The sequence below is a fragment of the Pontivivens nitratireducens genome (genome assembly GCF_014235845.1).
GTDB lineage: Bacteria > Pseudomonadota > Alphaproteobacteria > Rhodobacterales > Rhodobacteraceae > Pontivivens > Pontivivens nitratireducens.
In genome coordinates this window covers 1-17,834 of the sequence record NZ_JACJUQ010000018.1, presented here as the reverse complement: position 1 = coordinate 17,834, position 17,834 = coordinate 1, and the positions used below count along the sequence as shown (strand labels likewise).

21 protein-coding genes and 1 pseudogene are annotated in these 17,834 nt (G+C 59.4%); 18 read left to right on the top strand and 4 right to left on the bottom strand.

Annotation, left to right across the window (positions count from 1 at the left end; translation table 11 throughout):
• The first annotated feature begins 90 nt into the window (after positions 1–90).
• From H1S03_RS15150 to nhaA, 5 genes are all read left to right on the top strand, one after another.
• Positions 91–357, top strand: coding sequence for a DUF2933 domain-containing protein (locus H1S03_RS15150; protein ID WP_081749914.1), 267 nt, complete (start codon positions 91–93; stop codon positions 355–357).
• Complete coding sequence (locus H1S03_RS15145) at positions 354–1,004, top strand: methyltransferase family protein (protein WP_017467753.1); 651 nt, start codon at positions 354–356, stop codon at positions 1,002–1,004. Before H1S03_RS15150 ends, H1S03_RS15145 begins: the two co-directional genes overlap by 4 nt.
• 180 nt (positions 1,005–1,184) lie before the next feature.
• Positions 1,185–2,237, top strand: a complete 1,053-nt coding sequence (locus H1S03_RS15140) for an NAD-dependent epimerase/dehydratase family protein (RefSeq protein ID WP_065335119.1) — start codon at positions 1,185–1,187, stop codon at positions 2,235–2,237.
• A gap of 24 nt (positions 2,238–2,261) precedes the next feature.
• The gene (locus H1S03_RS15135) at positions 2,262–3,596 is read left to right on the top strand and encodes an APC family permease (RefSeq protein ID WP_088664342.1); all 1,335 of its coding nucleotides are present in this window, start codon (positions 2,262–2,264) and stop codon (positions 3,594–3,596) included.
• 5 nt (positions 3,597–3,601) lie between these two features.
• Complete coding sequence (gene nhaA / locus H1S03_RS15130) at positions 3,602–4,735, top strand: Na+/H+ antiporter NhaA (RefSeq protein ID WP_227513937.1); 1,134 nt, start codon at positions 3,602–3,604, stop codon at positions 4,733–4,735.
• 28 nt (positions 4,736–4,763) lie between these two features.
• Here nhaA and H1S03_RS15125 read toward each other — a convergent pair whose 3' ends face one another.
• On the bottom strand, positions 4,764–5,156 hold the full coding sequence (locus H1S03_RS15125; protein ID WP_249777944.1) for a potassium channel family protein: 393 nt from the start codon (positions 5,154–5,156) through the stop codon (positions 4,764–4,766).
• 183 nt (positions 5,157–5,339) lie between these two features.
• Here H1S03_RS15125 and H1S03_RS15120 point away from each other — a divergent pair, with 183 nt between their 5' ends.
• From H1S03_RS15120 to H1S03_RS15075, 9 genes are all read left to right on the top strand, one after another.
• Positions 5,340–5,966, top strand: coding sequence for a TetR/AcrR family transcriptional regulator (locus tag H1S03_RS15120; protein ID WP_065335121.1), 627 nt, complete (start codon positions 5,340–5,342; stop codon positions 5,964–5,966).
• Positions 5,963–6,433, top strand: coding sequence for a hypothetical protein (locus tag H1S03_RS15115; RefSeq protein WP_088664340.1), 471 nt, complete (start codon positions 5,963–5,965; stop codon positions 6,431–6,433). The genes H1S03_RS15120 and H1S03_RS15115 overlap by 4 nt, the downstream gene beginning before the upstream one ends.
• Positions 6,430–7,113: a hypothetical protein gene (locus H1S03_RS17825; protein WP_065335123.1), complete on the top strand. Its 684-nt coding sequence runs from the start codon at positions 6,430–6,432 to the stop codon at positions 7,111–7,113. The genes H1S03_RS15115 and H1S03_RS17825 overlap by 4 nt, the downstream gene beginning before the upstream one ends.
• A gap of 335 nt (positions 7,114–7,448) precedes the next feature.
• Positions 7,449–8,144 carry a hypothetical protein gene (locus H1S03_RS15100; protein ID WP_227511965.1) on the top strand — a complete coding sequence of 232 codons (696 nt, stop codon included), beginning with the start codon at positions 7,449–7,451 and terminating at the stop codon, positions 8,142–8,144.
• A 364-nt stretch (positions 8,145–8,508) separates the two neighbouring features.
• Positions 8,509–9,036 (top strand): DsbE family thiol:disulfide interchange protein, encoded by a 528-nt coding sequence (locus H1S03_RS15095; RefSeq protein WP_185805110.1) that lies wholly within the window; start codon positions 8,509–8,511, stop codon positions 9,034–9,036.
• Positions 9,033–9,554 carry a TlpA family protein disulfide reductase gene (locus H1S03_RS15090; protein ID WP_067631003.1) on the top strand — a complete coding sequence of 174 codons (522 nt, stop codon included), beginning with the start codon at positions 9,033–9,035 and terminating at the stop codon, positions 9,552–9,554. The genes H1S03_RS15095 and H1S03_RS15090 overlap by 4 nt, the downstream gene beginning before the upstream one ends.
• A 115-nt stretch (positions 9,555–9,669) precedes the next feature.
• Positions 9,670–10,371 carry a cytochrome c biogenesis CcdA family protein gene (locus H1S03_RS15085; RefSeq protein WP_348348220.1) on the top strand — a complete coding sequence of 234 codons (702 nt, stop codon included), beginning with the start codon at positions 9,670–9,672 and terminating at the stop codon, positions 10,369–10,371.
• A 4-nt stretch (positions 10,372–10,375) separates the two neighbouring features.
• A complete protein-coding gene (locus tag H1S03_RS15080) occupies positions 10,376–10,990 on the top strand; it encodes a class I SAM-dependent methyltransferase (protein ID WP_067631010.1) in 615 nt (204 codons plus the stop codon).
• Positions 10,991–11,101: 111 nt separating this feature from the next.
• Positions 11,102–11,761: a cation diffusion facilitator family transporter gene (locus H1S03_RS15075; RefSeq protein WP_082849320.1), complete on the top strand. Its 660-nt coding sequence runs from the start codon at positions 11,102–11,104 to the stop codon at positions 11,759–11,761.
• Here H1S03_RS15075 and H1S03_RS15070 read toward each other — a convergent pair.
• Genes H1S03_RS15070 through H1S03_RS15060 form a run of 3 tightly spaced genes read right to left on the bottom strand, consistent with a single transcriptional unit; the run spans position 11,745 to position 14,341 of the window.
• On the bottom strand, positions 11,745–12,992 hold the full coding sequence (locus tag H1S03_RS15070; RefSeq protein ID WP_067631015.1) for a cytochrome P450: 1,248 nt from the start codon (positions 12,990–12,992) through the stop codon (positions 11,745–11,747). The two genes, H1S03_RS15075 and H1S03_RS15070, sit on opposite strands and share 17 nt — an antisense overlap.
• A gap of 3 nt (positions 12,993–12,995) precedes the next feature.
• Positions 12,996–13,496: a signal peptidase II gene (lspA, locus tag H1S03_RS15065; protein WP_067631017.1), complete on the bottom strand. Its 501-nt coding sequence runs from the start codon at positions 13,494–13,496 to the stop codon at positions 12,996–12,998.
• Positions 13,493–14,341 carry a cation efflux transmembrane domain-containing protein gene (locus H1S03_RS15060; protein WP_067631019.1) on the bottom strand — a complete coding sequence of 283 codons (849 nt, stop codon included), beginning with the start codon at positions 14,339–14,341 and terminating at the stop codon, positions 13,493–13,495. The genes lspA and H1S03_RS15060 overlap by 4 nt, the downstream gene beginning before the upstream one ends.
• A 57-nt stretch (positions 14,342–14,398) precedes the next feature.
• Here H1S03_RS15060 and H1S03_RS15055 point away from each other — a divergent pair, with 57 nt between their 5' ends.
• The 4 genes and pseudogenes from H1S03_RS15055 (at position 14,399) to H1S03_RS15040 (ending at position 17,445) form a co-directional block, all read left to right on the top strand.
• Positions 14,399–14,743, top strand: coding sequence for an ArsR/SmtB family transcription factor (locus tag H1S03_RS15055; RefSeq protein ID WP_067631021.1), 345 nt, complete (start codon positions 14,399–14,401; stop codon positions 14,741–14,743).
• A gap of 405 nt (positions 14,744–15,148) precedes the next feature.
• The gene (locus H1S03_RS15050) at positions 15,149–15,814 is read left to right on the top strand and encodes a L,D-transpeptidase (RefSeq protein WP_067264455.1); all 666 of its coding nucleotides are present in this window, start codon (positions 15,149–15,151) and stop codon (positions 15,812–15,814) included.
• A gap of 479 nt (positions 15,815–16,293) precedes the next feature.
• Positions 16,294–16,728, top strand: coding sequence for a CBS domain-containing protein (locus H1S03_RS15045; protein ID WP_067631023.1), 435 nt, complete (start codon positions 16,294–16,296; stop codon positions 16,726–16,728).
• Positions 16,729–16,861: 133 nt separating this feature from the next.
• Positions 16,862–17,445: pseudogene (locus tag H1S03_RS15040) on the top strand (cation diffusion facilitator family transporter).
• The last annotated feature ends 389 nt before the right edge of the window (positions 17,446–17,834 follow it).

The window sequence follows — 17,834 nt, the reverse complement described above, 5'->3', positions numbered from 1 at the left end:
CATAACCTTGCAGAAACTGCGCGAATGGCTCCGACGCGTGGGGGCTGGTTTCATGTCCCCTCGATCCACAACTGACTACGGGAATGTGTTATGACAAGACATCACGAAAAACATTTGGATAATGACAATCCGCCGAGGCCGCCCTCGTTCTGGAAATCACGCGCGGGCATCTACCTGATCTTTGCGCTCATCCTTGGTGGACTACTGCTGGGTTACGAGCATCGGGTGCACATTCTGGGCAGCGGGTTGCTGATCTGGCTCCCTTTGCTGCTTTGTGTTGGCATGCATTTCTTCATGCATGGCGGTCATGGTGGCCACGGCGGACATGGCGGCCGCGGATCGGGTGATGACAAATGACGAGCGACCCGGGATCGTCATACGGGCTTTGGCTGCTCGTGTTCATCAATTCGGCGGTCTTCATTCTGTTCGCGTTCAGTTTCTTCAAGCCACAGACATCGCGTGACTGGCGCAGCTTCGGCGCATTCAGTGCTTTCATCGTGGCACTTTTTGTCGAGATGTACGGGTTTCCGCTGACGATCTTTTTCCTGTCGGGTTGGCTCCAATCCAACTGGCCGGGGATTGACTGGTTCGCCCATGACAGCGGGCACCTTCTGGAAATGATGTTCGGCTGGGAAGCGAACCCGCATTTCGGGCCGTTCCATTTCCTCAGCTTTGCATTCATCGGTGGGGGCTTCTGGCTGATCTCGGTGGCCTGGCACCATCTCTGGGCAGCACAGCGGGCCGGGCGACTGGCGGTCACGGGTCCCTACGCCCGGATACGGCATCCGCAATATGTGGGGTTCGTTCTCATCATGGCAGGGTTCCTCGTGCAATGGCCGACAATCCTCACGCTTGCAATGTTCCCGGTTCTGGTCTGGATGTATGCGCGACTTGCCAAGAGCGAGGAGGCCGACAGTCGGGCCCGGTTTGGCGAGGCATGGGAGAGATATGCAGAGAATGTTCCGGCGTTTCTGCCTCGATTCCGGGAAGTTGCCGCGCAATGAACGCAAGCGTTCTGTTCCGTTTTTTGCAGAGCGCAAGCTGGCTATCGGGAAACCGGAGCGGCGTCAGTTTTTGCCGACGATCGAGCGCTCGCCTGCGAATTGATCGAAGATTGAGTTTGATATCGGAAATGCAAGACGGATTTGCGATTTAGAAGCGCCGAGACCAAGAGGGTGAACGGAGTGAGCAATCTGGTGATCCTCGGAGGATCCGGTGATGTCGGGTCGCGGCTTGTTCGCCTCCTTTCCGACCATCAGGAATGGAAGGTTTGGGCGGTTTCCAGGCGAAACCGTGCGGTTGAAACGGCGCATGAAAACGTGGTTTACACAGCCCTCGACGTGGCGCGCCCCGACGCGGCCCATTCACTTCCCGACGACGCCATGGTCGTAAATCTGACCGAAGCGACACCGCCGGGGCTGGTCGCTGAAATTCTCGCAAGAGGCGGTACGGTGCTCGATACATCGGCGACGCCGAGCTATGTCCACGCCCTGATCCGGGCGGCGGACGGGACAAACGGGTGTCTTGTGACGGGTGTTGGAACTGCTCCGGGTCTCAGCACATTGATGGCGGCAGCTCTGGCAAGCGACAAACGGGTAGAGACGCTGCGTATCGGAGTCGAGCTTGGCATGGGCCGTCACTACGGGAAGGCAGCGTCTGAGTGGTTCTTTCGGACGCTTGGACAGCCTTATGACGACCCGGTGACGGGCCGGTCTGTATTTCCTGGCACGCACCCCTGGTGGTTTAGTTTCGCACAGAACGAGGCGCCGAGACTGGCGCTCGATGTGGCGTTTCCCGATGAGGGAATTCATCCTGGCGGACGCGAAGTCCGTGTTCACCATTACCTGGCCGTCGATCCGCCATTTGTCACACGCCTGTTTGCAGTGGCACAACGGCTTTGGCTCGGACGCTGGATGTCAGAGCATTCCCGGCGATTGACAAAGCTTTCAGAGTGGCTGCCGCAATTCGGGCAATTAAGAACACGGATCGCGGCGGTTGCGTTCGATCGCGACGGCAAAGAGATTGCCGCGAACCTGTTCGAAGGTGGCGATCAGGCTGATTTGACGGCTGCGATGATATTGGTGACACTTGATGCAATGCGGTTCGGCGATGCGCGACAGGCAGGGGCCAATTCGATTGTTGACCACCTTGATCTGGAGCAGGCGCTGAGCGGTCTGCGTCGCCACTTGGCAGGCGGAGCGGCCATACACACGAACGCTTGGCAAAGGCCAAACTAAGAAACAGGAAAGACGGGGCAAATCATGAATCACGAGCACGGCCACGGCGGCGACGGCTACAAGAAGAACTCCATCACTTTGGGCGGCGCGGTTGCCATGGGCACGGGCGTGATGATCGGGGCAGGGATCTTTGCCCTGACAGGGCAGATTGCCGAACTGGCCGGGCCGCTCTTTCCCATTGCGTTCATCATCGGTGCGATCGTGACCGGGTTCAGTTCCTACAGCTACATCAAGATGTCCAACGCCTGGCCTTCGGCAGGGGGGATCGGGATGATCCTGCAAAAATGCTACGGGCCGGGAGGGATTGCGGCTGGGGCGGCGCTGCTGATGGCGCTCAGCATGGTGATCGCGGAAAGCCTCGTCGCACGGACCTTTGCCACATATCTCTTGCGTCCCTTCGATATCGAGGGCGGACCTCTGGTGCCCATCCTCGCGGTCGGGGTGATCCTGTTTGCCTTTCTTGTGAATATCGCGGGCAACCGATCGATCGGGCTGTTCTCGATGGTCATGGCCGCGATCAAGATCGGTGGCATCGCGCTCTTCGGGATCGCTGCCCTGTGGTCGAGCGGGTTTGGCTTTGCCGCCGCGACGCAAGACGCTGGCGACTTTGGCGCGATGGGTTTCGTCGCCTCGGTCGCGCTTGCCATTCTTGCGTTCAAGGGGTTCACGACGATCACCAACAGCGGGGCTGAGATCACCGATCCCAACCGCAATGTGGGGCGCGCAATCATCATTTCGATTGCGCTGTGTGTCGTTGTCTATCTGCTTGTGGCCTTCGGTGTCGGCTCCAGCCTGACCATCGATCAGATCATCTCCGCCAAGGACTATTCGCTGGCCGAGGCGGCGGAACCGGCATTGGGACAGGTCGGCTTCCTGCTGACGGTCCTGTTGGCCGTGGTGGCGACAGCTTCGGCCGTGCTGGCAAGTGTGTTTGCCGTCTCGCGGATGCTGGCGATGCTGACGGACATGAAGATGATCCCGCACAGCCATTTCGGCATGTCCGGTCCGATCCAGCGGCATACGCTGGTCTACACGGTGGTCATCGCATCCTTTCTTGCCGTGTTTTTCGATCTGAGCCGCATCGCGTCGCTGGGTGCGTTCTTCTACCTGACAATGGATATGGCTGTGCATTGGGGTGTCTGGCGCTACCGCAGGGCAGAGATCGGCGCCTCGGGTGTCGTCATTCTTGCAGCACTCGGGTTTGATGCGATCGTTCTGGTCGCGTTCACGGCCATGAAGCTGCAGAGCGATCCGGCCATCGTCGCCTATGCGGCCGTTACGATCGCGGGAGTCTTTCTGTTCGAACGCGCCTATCTGTCGCGCTGGCTGGCGCCGCAAGATGAGCCCGCCCACAGTTGACGGATGTGGCCACGCAATCGGTCCGCGACGGGCGGCGCGCGGGGTTCGCCATGCTCGTCGGTCTTGCTCTGGGTATGGTGGCCGCGAACTCGCCGCTGGCGGACATCTATGCGATTGTGCATCACCTGCCTCTGCGGGTTGGGGCGGGCACCTGGGCAATCGAAGCCCCTCTGATCGAGTGGATCAATCAGGGCCTTCTGACGGTCTTCTTCTTTCTGATTGGCATCCACACAAATCACGAGCTGACCCGTGGGGCGCTGTCCGAACCCAGTGCGGCCATGCTTCCGGCAAGTGCGGCGCTTGGGGGCATGATCGTGCCGGCAGCCATATATCTTGGAGTCAATTTCGGAGATACTGTCGCCCTTCGTGGGTGGGCGATCCCCATTGCGACAGACATCGTCTTGGTCCTTGGCGTCCTTTCGCTGTTTTCGGGTCAGCTTGGTCCTGCGATCATCGCCTTTGCAACGGCCGCCGCGATTTTCGACGACCTCGGCGCAGTAATTGTCATCGCATTGTTCTACGGATCGTTCGATCAGCTTTGGCCGCTTTGGATGGTGGTTGGCGGCTTGGCAGGTCTATTTCTACTCAATCGAACCCGAAGGGCATCGCTCGTGCCTTACCTCGCCTTCGGCTGCGTTCTCTGGGCAGGACTTATACTGACCGGTCTCGAAGGAGCGATTGCAGGGGCAATTGTCGGGTTTTCTCTGCCGCTGTCGTCGTTTCCGCCAAGAGCGACAGCGCGCGCTGAGCGGCGCGTTTCGCCATTTGCTCTGTTCTTTGTCGTGCCGATCTTCACCTTCTTCAACGGCGGCGTTATGCTGGATTTTTTTCCCGCCGATCCACAGGCATGGTCCGTGGCCATCGGTATTGCGATGGCGCTGATTGTCGGAAAGCCTTTGGGACTTCTCGCCGGAACACTCCTGGCGCTTCGCCTCGGCATCGGAACACTCCCGCCCGGCACCTCGATGCGGGACGTCATTGGGGTCGCACTGCTGTCCGGTGTCGGCTTCACCATGAGCCTGTTCATCATCGGCGCGGCTTTCGACGCAACCCCGATCGCCGCAACGGCAAAACTCGCCGTTGTGGGCAGTTCAGCTGTCGCCGCTTTGCTCGGCCTCATTGCGTTCAAGAGCCGCTGATCGGTTGAGCCCTCTAACAACGGATGCCTCACTCCTCATCTTTGGGCTCGAGGCAAGGCTCCCAGTCCCACAGACGGTTCATTGTTGCAAACAGGAAGGACGCAGACCAGGCGATCATCAAAAGCCCGTTCAGTGCCTCGACACCGGCGAGAAATCTCAGATGACCGGTCGGGACGATATCTCCGATCCCGAGCGATGTGTACATGACGGCCGAGAAATATAGGTAGTCGAGCGGGTGTGCCATGTCGGACCCCTCAAAGCCACCGATCCCGAACCACGCCCCCGCAATCCAGAAGCCGCCCGCAAAGAGCCCGATCTGGAACAGATGGGTGACAAACAACAGACTCACGATGGAAAGCACGCGCGTATGCGGCCGCATTGGAACCGATGCCATGCGGCCTGAGCAGAAGCGCAGGGACATCAGATGCAGATAGGCTGTGGCGACGAAGAGTGCGACGGATATGGCTATCGAAACTAACAACTTATGATCCCTCTAACGATCTTTACGCAAGAAAGCGCCGTGATCCAATGCCTCAAGTAAAGCTACCATACGTTTGATTGGACTCCGGGTCCAACCCATAGTACAACTTTTGCCATGGCTCCCATGAAGCGCTTCCAGAATGTCACGCCCGAGAGACAGGCGGCAATCCTCGATGCTGCGGCGGCAGAGATCGCGACTTATGGCCTGTCCGGCGCCTCGATAAACCGTGTCATCACCGCTGCGGGGATGAGCAAATCGTCTTTCTATCATTATTTCGAAGGCAAGGACGATCTCTATGCCGCCGTGACGCAACGGGCGCTTGACGACCTGCTGGCAGCCATGGTTCCCGGCGCGCCGCCCGCGACCGCCTCGGACTATTGGGCGATGTGGGAGGCGATGTATCGCGCCTTTTTGCAACGCCAGTTGACCGATCCCGTCCTGGCGGCCCTGAATTGGAGCGCGATCCAGGCGCGCGCCGACGGCACGGCGCATCCCGCACTTGAATTACTGGCGGGGCAGATGCGTCAATGGCTGGAAGCGCTGATCCTTCAGGGCCAGGCGCTTGGCGCGGTGCGCACCGACCTGCCGCAGGACCTATTGATGGATGCCACCTTCGGGATGCTCGAGGGCGGCGACCGCTGGTTTGCCGCAACATGGAGCGAGATGTCCGAAACACGAGTCGCAGAGGCCGCAGCCCGGATCGTTGGCCTTTTGCGCGACCTGACCGAACAAAAAGGAGAGCGGGAATGACTTCCGCGACCGAACACGCATTCACCGCGGGCGGGACTGGTGCTGCCCGCCCCCTGAAACTGGCGCTCCTTTTCTCGATCCTTGGCGAGGCTGTGATCCTCCTCGTCTGGGGGTTCTACCTTTTCCCCAAGGGCAGCTGGTTCAACAAGACCATGTGGACCCTGGTCTATTGCGGCGTTGGAATGGGCGGTGCATTCGGTGCGGTCTTGGTGCTGGGTTTGCTGGGCCGAGTGGACGGCTGGCGTGCCGTGGGCCTGACTGCGCTGCTGTCAACGGTGATGCTGGGGCTGTTTTGCAATACCCTTTGTCTCAGGCTCGATATGACCTTCGGTTATTTCGGTGCCCAGGGTGCGGGCCTTCTGTTCATGCTCAATGGCATCGTCATGTCCGCACTGGGCGGCGCCGTCCTTGGCTGGATGACATTTACGGATCGGGGCAGGGCCTTCGGGCCTGACTGGCTGAAATGACCCACGGACAGCGCCTGTTCCGCGTCCTGTTCCGCCCGGTCGTGCGCGCGGCGGCGATGCGGGCCATTCTGGGCCGCAACCGGGTGCGCGGCGAGATGGCGAAGGGCCGTTTCACCCGGGCGGAGATCCACGCGCTCCTAACGGATACATGGACCCGTTTCGAGAAGCACGCAGCCGAAATCCCGCACGAACGCAGCGCCGGTGCGCGGCTCTGGCTTTTGAACGGCGCGCTGATCATCTCTGCGATCCAGTCCGCCATCGACCGCGGCGTCGAGCGTGCCTATGCCATCGAACTGGTCGGCGATGCGGCATGGATCATTTACCGCAGGTTCATGGCCGTTCCGGACGCGGTTGTGCGCCTGACGACCCGCGACCCGGCAAAGCGTCTCGAACGCGACACGCATCTGATTATGGACGTCTTTCCCTTCGGCCCGAAGTCCTATTGCAAGCGTTGGATCGACAGCGATCGTGGAGGGGTTTTCCTGGTGACGCGGTGTCCCTACCAGGAGCTGCATCACAAGCTGCTCTCGCCGGAGGACGCCCGTGACTTTTGCCAAGGGATGCCTGTAATCTGGACTATCCGCTGGCGGAGATGTGGGGAGGGCAACTGGAACGCTCTCAAACGCTCGTCTCTGGCGGCAGGTATTGTGATTTCCGGTATGTGCGCGCGGACCGGATGAACCTGAAAGAGACGAAATGCCCATGACCAAAGGCAATATTTTCGCGCATCTCGGTGCTGGATAAAATTCTCGACTGGATCTGCAAAATCTCTTTGGGGTAATCGCGAAACCTCGCGATCCGTTGGAATTACGGATGATCGCCGCGTCTATTCGAAAATGGAGGATCGGACCGATTTTCTCTACGCTTCTGCTGTTTAGAAGATGCGGCTGAGCAAATTGTGTGCAGATGTTTTGATCAGGCATTTTAACATAAACTTCATTATGCGTATTATATACTTAGTGCGATAGTATATTATCGTATATATGCTGGACTCCTCTCACGGAGGTTCCGCAGCATGCACTATCTGATCAAGAAGCTCCTCCCCTCGGTTGCAGTCGCTTTCACCGTGACTGGTCTTTCGCTACCAATGTCCGCCCGAGCGCAGACATACCCGATCGACTGCGCGATCCTCTTGTGTCTGTCTGGCGGCTGGCCCGCTTCCGTCCCTTGCGCCCGAGCTCGCGCCGAATTCATCAGGCGTATCACGCCTTGGCCAGTGGAACCGCCGCTGCAAATCTGGCGCTGTCCCATGGGCGCCTCCTATGAGGGCGATCGGCCACCAAACAACGCTGGCCGTATCTTTGAAGCCTTGTACCGGCCCGACAGCCGTCGACCGCTCCAATCCTTGCCAAGAGACAAATTCGTTCCCGCCGACCAGGCCCTCCGGCTCGTTCAAGATCGGGCGGACATCGATATCAGCGGACCTGAGTTCAATTTCGTACGATCCATCCGTGTCTTTGATGTTCGTTACGCGCGGCAATACGAAGCAGGAAGCGAAGGAGACTGCGAACGCTACGCCACTGTAGTCCTCGGCACTTATGGAACCCAAGGCGATTTCTCATGGCAGCGATCTTCTATAACTGCCCTGCCTGAGGCCCATGTGGGACTTGAACGTTGGGGCCAGAATTGCCCGGGTATCTATCACCGATCTGTCTTCGTCGATTGGCGTGACTATGATGGCAACTACGACTTCGAACAGGTGAACTACTAGCGCTGGCAAAGACAGCTTTGCCATCATGCTGCGAGAATTTGAGCGTGCTGAGTTGCTCAAATACCGGCTTTTCGCTGCTTTCGGTGCGCATGTCCGGAGAGCGGACGAAGGGGCCGTTCAGAGGTCTGAATTCAACGGCCTCTTCAGATACCGACCTTTCACTGATTTCTTACGAATCTAAACAGTAAGTATGGCTCGGGTCTGCGAAGCCGCGGCCAAGCCTCCCCCATCGTTCGGCATTGTGATCGGCGACGGTTTGCTTCATATCAGCGGTTGCTGATACCTTATTCCTTCCAAGCATTGATGGCAGGCTATGAGTTCGAAGGATAACCAAGAAAAGCGGCGCCGGAGCGGACGGCCGCTCATGATTTTGCCTATTCTTCTGTTTGGGTTGCTGGGCGTAGTCTTCTACTGGGGCCTCTGGAACAACGACGACCGGTTGCCCTCGACGCTGATCGGAAGACCAATCCCGGAATTCGCGCTCCCGCCCATCGAAGGGCGGCAGGACGGCCTAGGCTCGGCGAACCTGCAAGACCAGGTTTCTCTCGTCAACGTCTGGGCGTCGTGGTGCGTCCCCTGCCGCACGGAGAACCCGCTTCTCGTCGATCTTGCCGAAGCGGGCACCGTTCCGATCTACGGTATCAACTACAAGGACGATGCCGAGGAGGCGCTGGGTTTCCTCGAAGAGCTCGGCGATCCCTTCACCCGCATCGGCGCGGACCGATCAGGCCGCGTTGCGATAGACTGGGGCGTCTATGGAGTGCCGGAAACATACATAATCGACGCCGAGGGGCGCATTGCATACAAGCATGTCGGCCCCTTTGATCAGGCCTCGCTTGAGGAGGACATTCTGCCGGTCGTGCGCCGGTTGCAGGCTGAGAGCGACCCGTGAGGCGACGTGACGTCCTTGCCGGAGTCTTGGCGCTTGCGGCAAGCCCTGCCTCCGCCCGACCACCGATCCCTAATCACGGGACTCCGCGTGATCTCCTGTCGCCGCCTTTCGTGGATGGAGATGGACGGGATCTGACGCTGGCGGACTTCGAGGGACGTGTCGTGCTTCTGAACATTTGGGCGACTTGGTGCCCGCCTTGTCGCGAGGAGATGCCGACGCTCGACGCGCTGCAAGCGCGCCTCGGCGGATCGGATTTTCATGTTCTGCCGCTGTCGATCGATCGGGCCGGTCTCGAACCTGTGCGCCGCTTCTACCGAGAGACCGGCATTCGCAACCTCGATCTCTATATCGCGGAGGATACGCGCGCGATGCTGGCCTTGGCCGTGGTGGGTCTGCCGACAACGATTCTGATCGACCGCATTGGGCGCGAGCGGGGGCGCCTCGCAGGCCCGGCCGAATGGAACAGCCCCGAAGCCGTTGCGCAGATAAGCGCTCTTATTGACGAACGTAAGCAATAGGACATGGAAAAGCACGACGACCGCGCCAGCCGTTCCGCTCCGTGCGCACACGTGGTGGCGGTCTACCGATCAGTTTGGAGATGTGGATTTGATTGAACTTTCCGTTCTTGGACTAATGGCGGCATTGCTGGCCGGTGCCGTTTCCTTTCTGTCGCCCTGCGTGCTGCCGCTCGTGCCCGGCTACGTATCCTACGTTGCCGGACGTACGGTCACCGGCAGTGCAGCGCCTTCGAAGGGGCGGGCCGTCTGGCTCAGCTTCTGTTTCGTCCTTGGCTTCTCCACGATATTCATCGCGCTTGGGGCCTCTGCCACCGCGCTCGGTCAGACGCTGCTGCAGTGGCGCTACGAACTCAACCTCGTCGGCGGCGCGATCGTGATCCTGTTCGGTCTGTTCATGATCGGGGCAGCGCGCCTGTCGGCCATGGAGCGCGACCTGCGTTTCCATCTCGACCTGCCGGGCGGGCAACCGGTCGCCTCCTACGTGCTCGGACTCGCCTTCGGTTTCGGCTGGACACCGTGCATCGGGCCGATCCTCGGTGCCATCCTAACCGCCAGCGCGACAAGCGCGACGATTGGCGAGGGCGTCGCATTGCTTGCCGTCTACTCGGCCGGCCTTGGGATCCCGTTTCTGGTCGTCGCGGGGTTCACCGACAGTATTGCCGGCAGGCTGCGCGGCATCGGTCGTTGGGGTCGCCGCCTGCATCAGGCTGCGGGCGGCGTCATGATCCTGATGGGCCTGGCGATGATGACCGGGCGGTTGAGCGCACTGGCCTACTGGCTGCTGGACACCTTCCCTGTCCTTGCGCGGATCGGGTGAACAGATGCGACTGTACGAGAAACATATCCTCCCTCGGCTGACGCATCTGGCGATGGGCCAGGATCAACTTCTTCCCTACCGGCGCCGCGCCATCTCCGGCCTGCATGGGCGTGTGCTGGAGATCGGAATCGGCTCGGGCCTGAACATTGCGCTCTACCCCGAGGCCGTGCGCCAGATCATCGGTATTGATCCGTCGCCCGAACTCCTCTCTCGGGCCGCGCAAACCTCCCATGGACTGATGCCCGCGGCCGAGATGATCGAGGGCGTGGCCGAAGCATTGCCGCTCGAAGATCGCAGCGTCGATTGCGTCGTCGCCACCTGGACACTCTGCAGCGTTTCGGAACCGGAGAAGGCTCTCGCCGAGATCCGGCGCGTTCTCAAGCCGGATGGCGTCTTCCGCTTCGTCGAGCATGGCCTGGCGCCCGGACCCCGTATCCGGCGCTGGCAACGCTGGCTGACGCCTGTCTGGAAACACTGCGCCGGGAACTGCCATCTTGACCGCCCGACGGCCGACTTGATCGAGACAAGCGGCTTCCGCATGGAGCGGCTCAACACCGGTTACGCGACAGGTCCGAAGCCCTTGGTTTTCATGTATGAGGGACAAGCTCGCCTCTACTGAGGAAGCTTGGAAACAGGACAATCTCGGCTTTCGATCCGTGGCGCAACTGATGGCAAGGTAGCCAATTCTCGCCTCGAACTTTCGCCGAAAATTTTGCGGTGATGAGATGTTATGAGCAGTCATCAAGATAACCGGCAGGCCAATCTGACGCGCGGCATCCGGGTCGAGATCGCCAGCCTCGTCTACAACATCATCGAGGTCGTCGTATCCGTCACCGTGGGACTTCTGACCGGCAGCGCAGCGCTGGTGAGTTGGGGCCTCGACAGTACGGTCGAGGCCACCTCGGCTGCGACTCTGATCTGGCGCTTGAAGAGTGAGGTGGACGGTGCCGACAAGCGCACGGTCCTGCACCGCAAGAAGGTCGCGCTCTACGTGGTTGCCTGTGCCTTCTGGATCGTCGTCGCGGCGATCCTCTACGAGGCGGTCTCCGCCTTCATTTCGCAGAAGGCGCCGGGCTTCAACTGGTGGGGTATCGCGATTCTGGGTGCTTCGCTCGTGGCCAACCCGTTCCTCGCCTGGGGCAAGTATCGCTACGGCAAGCGGCTCGATGCGCCCGCCCTGAAGTACGATGCCAAGGACACCATGATCTGCCAGTATCAGACGATCGTGGTGTTGGCCGGGATCGGTCTGACGCAATGGATGGGCTGGTGGTGGGCCGACCCGGTGGCGGCGCTTCTGATCGTGCCCTACGTTGCATGGGAGGCGTTCGAGGCCACGAAGGATGCGCGGTCGGTCGATCCGGACGAGGGCGAAGCTACTGCCGAGGCCTGACGTTACGCATGATGAACCGAGATTTGGGCATGGGCGGCAGTTCTCCGGTTTCCAGATCCAGATCCTGATCCGGCACTTCGTAGTCGATGGCGTTCACGAAGAAACTGCAAAACGCCTTCATCTGGCTGATCGCGATCCACTCGCCCGGACAACGGTGGTTCCTGTGGTGATCGCCACCGCCCTGCGGAATGAACTCGTAGGGAGTGACCTCCCGATCGTGAAACCGCTCGGGCCGGAACTCTTGCGGCGCGTCCCACGAACGAGCGTCGGTATTCGTGCCGTAGAGGTCGAGCAGAACCCTGTACCCTTTGGGAAAGCGATGTCCGCGCCACTCGAAATCGCTCTTCACCCGTGCCGCAACCGCGGGAAAGAACGGATACAGACGGCGGACCTCTTGCACGAAAGGTTCGAGCTGTCCCTCGTCGTCCTTCAGCTTTTGCCGCCACTCGGGATGCCGATGTAAAGCATGCGCCGCCTGAACTATGAACACGGATACCGCGACGGTCGGGCGCAGGACATTCAACAGCTCTACGGCGGCCACCCTGGGGGTCAACAACTCCCCATCGAGATCGCGCCATGTCGCGATGATATGAAGGGCACTTTCCTGCGTCGGCTGAAGCTCACCATCGCGGACCTGTTGGATTAGCCGTGCTGCCCATTTTTCCAGGCGGTGGCGCGCCAGACGCGCGCGCCAGTGTTTGGGGCCAAGGGCCCCGGCGTCCTGAAAAAGCGCTGTAAGCTGCGCCGTTCGGGTCGCCACCTCAGCTTCATTAAGCGGCACCCCGGCCCAGGCGCAGGCAGCTCTTGTGAGCATTTCGCGCACTTCGTCATAGAGGACGACCTCGTTCCTCGCCTCCCAGTCCGGCGCATAGTTGTCCAACATGTGAAGCGACGTGCCCTCAAGCGCGGCGATCCGCTCGGTCCCCATGAGTGACATGAACATCTTCTTGCGGTGCTGGTGGGCAGCGCCGTCCAATCCCTGAACGCCGCCTTCTCCCAGCAGGGACTTCTGTATGCGGCCTGGCATCGAGCCTGCGCGGATCAGCCGGTCTTCCCGATAGAAGGCTTCTGCCGTCGCCGCGCCGGTCATGCAGATCGTCTCTTGAAGGAGGATGCGGGTTTCGAACAGGTCTGTGTCGAGTGCGCGGCAGGTCTCCGAAATGAACCCATATGGGTTGCGCAGCAGGGCAAGTGTGCTGTCAAAGCCTTTCGCAGATGGTATGCCGAACATGGGTTACACCCCCGTTGTGTTTTCCTTGCGTTGACCCTGACCAGGCTTGTCCGTCGCAGAGCGGAAGCTGTCCCAGAACAGTAGGGCCGCGCCGCAGAAAATCGCCACATCCGCAAGATTGAAGGACGGCCAGTGGTATGTTCCGTAATGGAAATCCAGAAAGTCTGGGACGGCCTGATAACGCAGCCGGTCGAGGACATTGCCGAGTGCGCCGCCGATGATCAGACCGAGAGCGGCAGCCGTCAGCCTGTCCGGCGCGCGCCACAACCAGATCAGCAGCCATAACACGATCACGCCAGCAAGCGCGATGAGACCCCACCAAGGCACGATCCCGCCCAGCATACCGAAGCTGACTCCATCGTTCAGAACCCGCACGAGATTGAGAAAGGGTAGAACCTCGACGCCGCCCTCAAGCGCAGGTGTGTTCAGGGCAAGCGCCTTGGTGCCCTGATCGAGGGCGAACGCCGAGATGGCGCAAACTCCGCCTAGAACGCGGCTGTTCATGCAGTCGTCTTCAGATCGGCCCGCGCATCGCGAATGATCGCCCAGGACGAGTGCAGGAATAGCCCGGCGATACCGAAGGCAACGATAAGGTCGGGCCACGCGCTGCCCAGCCAGGCCACAAGACCGGCGGCAACGACAACCGCCGCATTGCCGATGGCGTCGTTGCGAGAGAAAAGCCAGACGGCCCGCATGTTCGCGTCGCCCTTGCGGAACGGCAGCAGCGGCAGAACGGAGATGACGTTGACGACAAGGGCAATCATGCCAAGCAGGCCCATGAGACCCGCATCCGGCGTCGTCCGTTCGAAGACCCGGACGATGGTCGTGCCGAGGACGCCGAGACCGAGGAGCCCGAGGAAGATGCCCTGGATCAAGGCCGACCGTGCCCGCCAGGCGAGGCTCCAGCCGATGGCCAGCAGGCCAAGGAAGGTGATCGCGCCGTCGCCGATGAAATCGAGCGCATCGGCCTTCACGGCCTGTGACCCGGCGATGAACCCGCCGATCATTTCAACGACACCGTAGCCCACGTTCAGGATCACGACGATCCAGAGCGCGCGTCGGTAGGCCGGGTCCTGATGGGCGGGATTCGGCGGAATGTCTCCATCGCCCTCGATCCGGTCGAAGCCGTAGCCGGTCACCGCAACGGCCTTTTCGATGTCCGGCAGGCGCCCTTCGGGTGCAGCCAGTGTCATGATGTGGGTTGCGGCCGACACTTTCACATCGCCGGGCGCTACCCCGGCCGACTGTGCCGCCCGCTCGATCTGTGCAGCATCCTTCGCGCAATCCATGCCGGAAACCCGGTATCGAAACAATGGCGCATCTGCTATCTCGTTGTCTGTGTTGGCCATGATCGCGGCTTTCCTGCTAAAGTGGATAGAAGATTCTATATATCAGCGAGAAATGATATGGCGCAAATCGTTATGGAAGACAAGACCACCACTATTGAACAGCGCGCGAAATTGCTTCGCGGCTTCGCAGATACCAGTCGTTTGACGATTCTGGACGCCTTGGCAAAAAGTCCGTTCGTCGTTCAGGAGCTCGTCGCGCACACGGGACTAACGCAGCCCAATATCTCCAATCATTTGCGATGCCTGCTGGAGTGCGGGCTTGTCGCCAGCGATCGAGATGGACGGTTTGTTCGCTACCGTATCAGCAATTCACGTATCACAACGCTATTGAGCGATGTAGATGCTCTTCTTGATGTCGTCGCAGAAGGGGTTGAGGCTTGTGACAACTATCGCGAGACGTGATTCAAGATGTCGTGGCCTTCGGCCAGGTCGTTACATCGCTCCGGTTTGGTCGTTCTTTAGATGTAGTTCTTTCGACGTGAGACACAGTCGAGATGTTACCGCGAAGGTTTTTTCAACCAATGGCGAACATCGGCCCCGCACCCAGAATACCGGATAGTCCTGCGGTGACGGGCCACGACCGAATTGCTGGCGGACTGGTCTGTTCTTGTCTAAGTAAGAACACGAAAGCCCCGGTTCGACCTCAATATTTCTCTTGAACCTACAGTAGCTTTAGGAGTTAGGGCCGCAGACGAAGAACGGCATTCGAGTCAAACAGGCCATACTGCTTCAGGCTTTCCTTACTGAACGGCAGAGTGGCCTTGTTTAAGCTTAGTTTGCCTACCTAACGTTGAAGGAGTAAGAATGATGCTGACAAGACGACATTTTCTCCAGACCAGCGGTGCGCTGTTTTCTACTCCAATCGCTGGCCCGCTACTGGCAGCCACCCGGCCCACCAAGGAGGAGAAGGCCGCCTGGGACGCGCAGGTCACACCTCCCGCTTTTGATCCAACTACGTCAAACCCGTGGGGCCTGCACCCGCGCTTTTTGCCCCAGCGGGTGGACGCTAAGGACGGGCTTGTTCCGGGAGACGTCCACGTCGATGCCGTAGCGCGCTACATCTATCACATCGAAGAAGGGGGAACTGCGATGCGTTACGGTGTGGCGATCGCCCGTGGTAACCTGTACGAGCCCGGCACGTATACGATCCAGCGAAAAGTGGAATGGCCAAACTGGACGCCGACCCAAAACATGATCGCACGCGATCCCGAGCTCTATGGCCCGGTTGCCGACGGTGTTGACCCTGGCCCAGAAAACCCTCTTGGTTCGCGGGCGCTTTACCTTTTTGAAGGCAACCGAGACACCTATCTACGCATTCACGGGACGCCCGAACCAAGAAGCATCGGCGGGCGCGCGAGTTCGGGGTGTGTCCGCATGGTCATGGCACATATCAACCATCTATACCCGAACGTCAAAACTGGTTCGACGGCGTTCCTGTATTCGGCAGAAGAAAGCGTGACCCCGCGAACGTGATCTACGCCCACCCAGTTTGCACTGGTCAATATCTCACGCCGAACGCGTAGTGCAGATCGGGTTGCCACCTATTGAGCAGAGCGGCACCAGTGTCGTTTTTGCTGGACCGCTGTGCTCATGCCAGTAACACCCATCCTCGGAACGAAGCCGAGCTGTAGTGGGGTCCTGACTAGGGGCAGCTAGGTTAACGATTTGTTCGGGAAGGTTTCCAACCGCGTCTACCCGGACAGACTTGTGGCTTGAAGCTACAGTAACTGTAGTAACTACATTTCCTTGGAAGCGATTCGAGGAGATACCTGATGTCCCTTGCCGACCTTTTCCGACCTGGACCGAAGAGAAACCAGCGCTCCAAGTACTGAATTATCCAAATTGTGGCTGCTGCACGGCTCGCGCGAAAACTCGCCACTCAGCGCGCTGAAAGGAACTTGAACACCCGTCTTTCGGTTTCCACCCTAGTAACCAAAACAAGGAGTAAGATCATGCAAGTTCACGAAATCATGACCAGCAATCCAACATGTTGTAGTACCGACACTACGATTCAGGAGGCCGCAAAGCTGATGGATGAAAAGTCGGTCGGCGCGATTCCCGTGATCAATGACGCCGGTGAGCCGGTCGGCATCATTACGGACCGCGACATCTGCTGTGGTGCCGTCGCAGAGGGAAAGGCAGCCGACACGCCGGTTTCTGACGTCATGTCGGATGACCTCCTGACAGTCTCACCTGATGAGGACGTTAAAAGCTGTTGCAGCAAGATGGAAGAAAAACAGGTGCGCCGCAGCGTGGTTACAGACGAAAGCGGCAAATGCTGTGGGATCGTGGCTCAAGCGGACGTGGCACGGGAAGCCGACGGCGCGGAAACAGCCGAATTGGTGCAGGAAGTGTCGCAGCCAGAGAAGAGTTCTGGCTGCTGCTGACCCAATGGCACATGGGATCCCGAGTGACCGAACCTGTTGCGAATAAGTCCGGTCTGGCTGCACATGTTGAAAGGAAGTCAAAACGCGGCGCTTGACCGCGTTTTGATCTGCCGAACAGATAGGAAGTTGCCTGATGGCCCACGATCACGCCCATATCGACCTCGAGTCCGGCGACCGTCGAGTCTCCATCTCCATCTGGGCCAACGGTCTTCTGACCGTCGCGCAGATTGTCGGCGGCATCCTATCCGGCAGCCTCGCACTGATCGCGGATGCTCTGCACAATTTCTCGGATATGGCATCGTTGGTGATCACCTTTGCCGCTCGGAAAATCGCGCGGCGGCCTGCGGACGCGCGCATGACCTTCGGCTATGGGCGGATAGAAATTGTCGCAGCGCTCATCAACTACACGACCCTTATCCTGCTCGGCTTCTACCTGATCTACGAGGGTGGCATGCGCATGATCGACCCGCCCATCTGTGGCAGATGCAGGAGCACAAGGCGGCTTTGGACTGCCACATCGTGCTGACAGCGGACGGCTGGCGTTAAATCGAAAATATCAAGACGGCAGTCAAGGACCGGCTGAAGGACGATTTTAGCATCGGTCATTCGAGTTTGGAATTTGAGCACGAAGACCGAGCCCATGAGAACGCCGACCTTTACGGTCACGGCAGGCCGGAAGAAGACGAGAAAAACCATGTTAACCAAGACACTGGCTGATCATGACGAGATGATTGCCCTTGTCGGCGAAGGCAAGCTGAGCGAAAGCGATCTGAAACGGATGCACGTCCTGCTTCAGTAGCGTCTGCAAGAGACAAGCAAGCTAGGGCCGAGACCTCAATCTCACGAGGTTCGAAGCCGGCGCATAGTCGCGTTTGGCTCTGTGAATCTGGCCTACTAGGTCAGATAAGAAGATGGTTCCGCGGAGAGGGGTGAGCCTAGCCGGAGGCAATCAATCGGCAAGCTGGATCGTGATCTAGTCCTCCCGCTTCTAAGAACGATTAAGAGGAGGAAGACCTTAAATGGACCCAAAGTTTTCGAAATCCGGCGCTACGTGGGGATATATCCTTTCCGCCCAAGGTAGGCCGTCCGCCAAACGGCAGCGACAA

Bases quoted from the DNA above. Each gene is read 5' to 3' on its own strand.
- H1S03_RS15100 (WP_227511965.1), top strand. From the start codon at position 7,449: ATGCACTATCTGATCAAGAAGCTCCTCCCCTCGGTTGCAGTCGCTTTC.
- H1S03_RS15080 (WP_067631010.1), top strand. From the start codon at position 10,376: ATGCGACTGTACGAGAAACATATCCTCCCTCGGCTGACGCATCTGGCG.
- H1S03_RS15125 (WP_249777944.1), bottom strand. From the start codon at position 5,156: ATGTCCCTGCGCTTCTGCTCAGGCCGCATGGCATCGGTTCCAATGCGG.
- H1S03_RS17825 (WP_065335123.1), top strand. From the start codon at position 6,430: ATGACCCACGGACAGCGCCTGTTCCGCGTCCTGTTCCGCCCGGTCGTG.
- H1S03_RS15050 (WP_067264455.1), top strand. From the start codon at position 15,149: ATGCTGACAAGACGACATTTTCTCCAGACCAGCGGTGCGCTGTTTTCT.
- H1S03_RS15115 (WP_088664340.1), top strand. From the start codon at position 5,963: ATGACTTCCGCGACCGAACACGCATTCACCGCGGGCGGGACTGGTGCT.
- H1S03_RS15150 (WP_081749914.1), top strand. From the start codon at position 91: ATGACAAGACATCACGAAAAACATTTGGATAATGACAATCCGCCGAGG.
- H1S03_RS15085 (WP_348348220.1), top strand. From the start codon at position 9,670: ATGGCGGCATTGCTGGCCGGTGCCGTTTCCTTTCTGTCGCCCTGCGTG.
- H1S03_RS15070 (WP_067631015.1), bottom strand. From the start codon at position 12,992: ATGTTCGGCATACCATCTGCGAAAGGCTTTGACAGCACACTTGCCCTG.
- H1S03_RS15135 (WP_088664342.1), top strand. From the start codon at position 2,262: ATGAATCACGAGCACGGCCACGGCGGCGACGGCTACAAGAAGAACTCC.
- H1S03_RS15095 (WP_185805110.1), top strand. From the start codon at position 8,509: ATGATTTTGCCTATTCTTCTGTTTGGGTTGCTGGGCGTAGTCTTCTAC.
- H1S03_RS15060 (WP_067631019.1), bottom strand. From the start codon at position 14,341: ATGGCCAACACAGACAACGAGATAGCAGATGCGCCATTGTTTCGATAC.
- lspA (WP_067631017.1), bottom strand. From the start codon at position 13,496: ATGAACAGCCGCGTTCTAGGCGGAGTTTGCGCCATCTCGGCGTTCGCC.
- H1S03_RS15145 (WP_017467753.1), top strand. From the start codon at position 354: ATGACGAGCGACCCGGGATCGTCATACGGGCTTTGGCTGCTCGTGTTC.
- H1S03_RS15120 (WP_065335121.1), top strand. From the start codon at position 5,340: ATGAAGCGCTTCCAGAATGTCACGCCCGAGAGACAGGCGGCAATCCTC.
- H1S03_RS15045 (WP_067631023.1), top strand. From the start codon at position 16,294: ATGCAAGTTCACGAAATCATGACCAGCAATCCAACATGTTGTAGTACC.
- H1S03_RS15075 (WP_082849320.1), top strand. From the start codon at position 11,102: ATGAGCAGTCATCAAGATAACCGGCAGGCCAATCTGACGCGCGGCATC.
- H1S03_RS15055 (WP_067631021.1), top strand. From the start codon at position 14,399: ATGGCGCAAATCGTTATGGAAGACAAGACCACCACTATTGAACAGCGC.